Below are 2,057 nucleotides of genomic sequence, written 5' to 3' on the forward strand. Positions count from 1 at the left end.
GGTACCAGTCGAGGTGACCGGAGACCTCGTAGAGGTGGCCCTTGGTGATGTGCGGCGAGTACACGAACTCGTAGCCGGCCTCGACGTGGCGCTGACGCGAGTAGTTCTCCATCTCCTGGCGGATGATGCCGCCCTTCGGATGGAAGACCGGCAGTCCCGAGCCGAGCTCGTCGGGAAACGAGAACAGGTCGAGTTCGGTGCCGAGCTTGCGGTGGTCGCGGCGCTCGGCCTCGGCGAGGAGTTCGAGGTGCTCGTCGAGCGCCTCGGTGGACTCCCAGGCCGTGCCGTAGATGCGCTGCAGGCCGGCGTTGTCCTGGTCGCCGCGCCAGTACGCCGCGGAACTACGCGTGAGCTTGAACGCCGGGATGAACTTGGTGGTGGGCACGTGCGGGCCGCGGCACAGGTCCTTCCAGACGAGCTCACCCGTGCGGGGGTTGAGGTTGTCGTAGATGGTCAGTTCCTTGCCGCCGACCTCCATCACCTCGGGGTCGTCGATGCCCGACTTGTCGTCGATGAGTTCGAGTTTGAAGGGCTCGTCCTTCAATTCCTCGCGGGCGTCCTCGAGGCTGTCGACGACGCGGCGCGAGAAGCGCTGGGCATCCTTGACGATCTTCTTCATCCGCTTCTCGAGCTTCGCGAGGTCTTCCGGCGTGAAGGGGCGCTCGACCTGGAAGTCGTAGTAGAAGCCGTCGCGGATGGGCGGGCCGATGCCGAGCTTCGCCTCCGGGAACTCCTGCTGCACGGCCTGTGCGAGCACGTGGGCGGCCGAGTGGCGGATGACGCTGCGGCCGTCCTCCGTGTCGGCGCCGACGGCCTCGACCTCGACGTCCGATTCCGGCGTCCACGAAAGATCGTGCAGCGCGCCTTCGGAGTCGCGGACGACCACGATCGTCTCGGGTCCCTTGGTGGGCAGACCCGCGTCACGGACCGCCGCGCCCGCAGTGGTCCCCGCGGGCACCCGGACGATCGTGGCTGGTTTCGCGGATGCGGGCGTGGTCACTGTGACGGACTCCTCGGCTCGATGCCTGATACGTGGTCGTCGCCGGGCGCGTGCTGCGGTCGACGATCGCGAGCACACGGCAACTTCATCATGCTATCGACATCCGCCCGGGCAACGAACACAGGGAGCCGGGCGGAGAAACTCAGAGGTGGTTGAGACCCGTCAGCACCCGTTCGAGCAGTTCGACGTTCGGTCCCACCTTGTCGGCCGTGCGGTGCACGGTGATCTCGCCGGTCGCGGCGAGATCACCGACCAGCACCCGGGCGACACCGAGCGGAATCCGGGCCAGTGCCGCGATCTCCATGATCGATCGGGGCTGGGCACACAACGTCAGGACGAGGCGATGCTCGTCCATCGCCGGACCGGACTCACTGCCCATCGCGGAGGGGACGGCCGACACGAGCGCTTCGAGAGGCAATTCGACCTCGGCTCGGGTGCGTCCCCCGCTCCGCACGAACGGGCGCACGAACGACGACGTCTCTGGCTGGTTCATGTCCTCGATTCCCACACTGGTCCCGGTGCCCGCAATCCGGTCGGCCGACCGCGCTGCGTGGATCTGCTGCGCCGCATCGACCGAATGCGTTGCGGGCCGGTTCACCTCGGTCGCCGCGACCTCGTCGACGACGAGGTCCGGCTCGTGGTGATTCCGTACCGGCACGGCGTGATCCGCCGGCCGCCGACGTCGACGGGACCGACCGGATCCGAATCTCGCACCGGTCGCCCCCACGACCGGCCATTCGCTGTCCGCAACGCTCATCCGGACGTGTCCTCCTCGACGACCACGATCCTGCCATCACTATGCGCACTTCGGCCACAAGCACCACAGCTGTGCCCCCACGCCACCTGTGGACGAGGTCCACGCGGACCGTTGGGTTCGAAGGAAATATGCGCGCGCGGGCGGCCGGCCGGCCGGGCGCCACGCACGCGCTCCACGATGTCATCCGGGTACGAAAAAAGGCACCCTGGTGAGGGTGCCTTTCGTCACTGTCGATCTCTTGTGGTCCCGGCTGGGATCGAACCAGCGACCTCCCCGGTGTGAACGGGACGCTCTTCCACT

The 2,057-nt window shown here is 67.4% G+C and carries 1 protein-coding gene and 1 pseudogene; both read right to left on the reverse strand.

Features of this window, described 5'->3' with window-relative positions:
• Positions 1-1,000 (reverse strand): annotated as a pseudogene (thrS, locus tag R1101_RS0122050) (threonine--tRNA ligase); the annotation flags it as partial.
• Positions 1,001-1,142: 142 nt separating this feature from the next.
• Positions 1,143-1,757: a DUF742 domain-containing protein gene (locus R1101_RS0122055; RefSeq protein ID WP_016935403.1), complete on the reverse strand. Its 615-nt coding sequence runs from the start codon at positions 1,755-1,757 to the stop codon at positions 1,143-1,145.
• Between the last annotated feature and the right edge of the window lie 300 nt (positions 1,758-2,057).

It is taken from the genome of Rhodococcus sp. R1101, assembly GCF_000278445.1.
GTDB lineage: Bacteria > Actinomycetota > Actinomycetes > Mycobacteriales > Mycobacteriaceae > Rhodococcus > Rhodococcus gordoniae.

Coding starts and splice junctions, on each gene's coding strand:
- R1101_RS0122055 (WP_016935403.1), bottom strand. CDS start 1,757: ATGAGCGTTGCGGACAGCGAATGGCCGGTCGTGGGGGCGACCGGTGCG.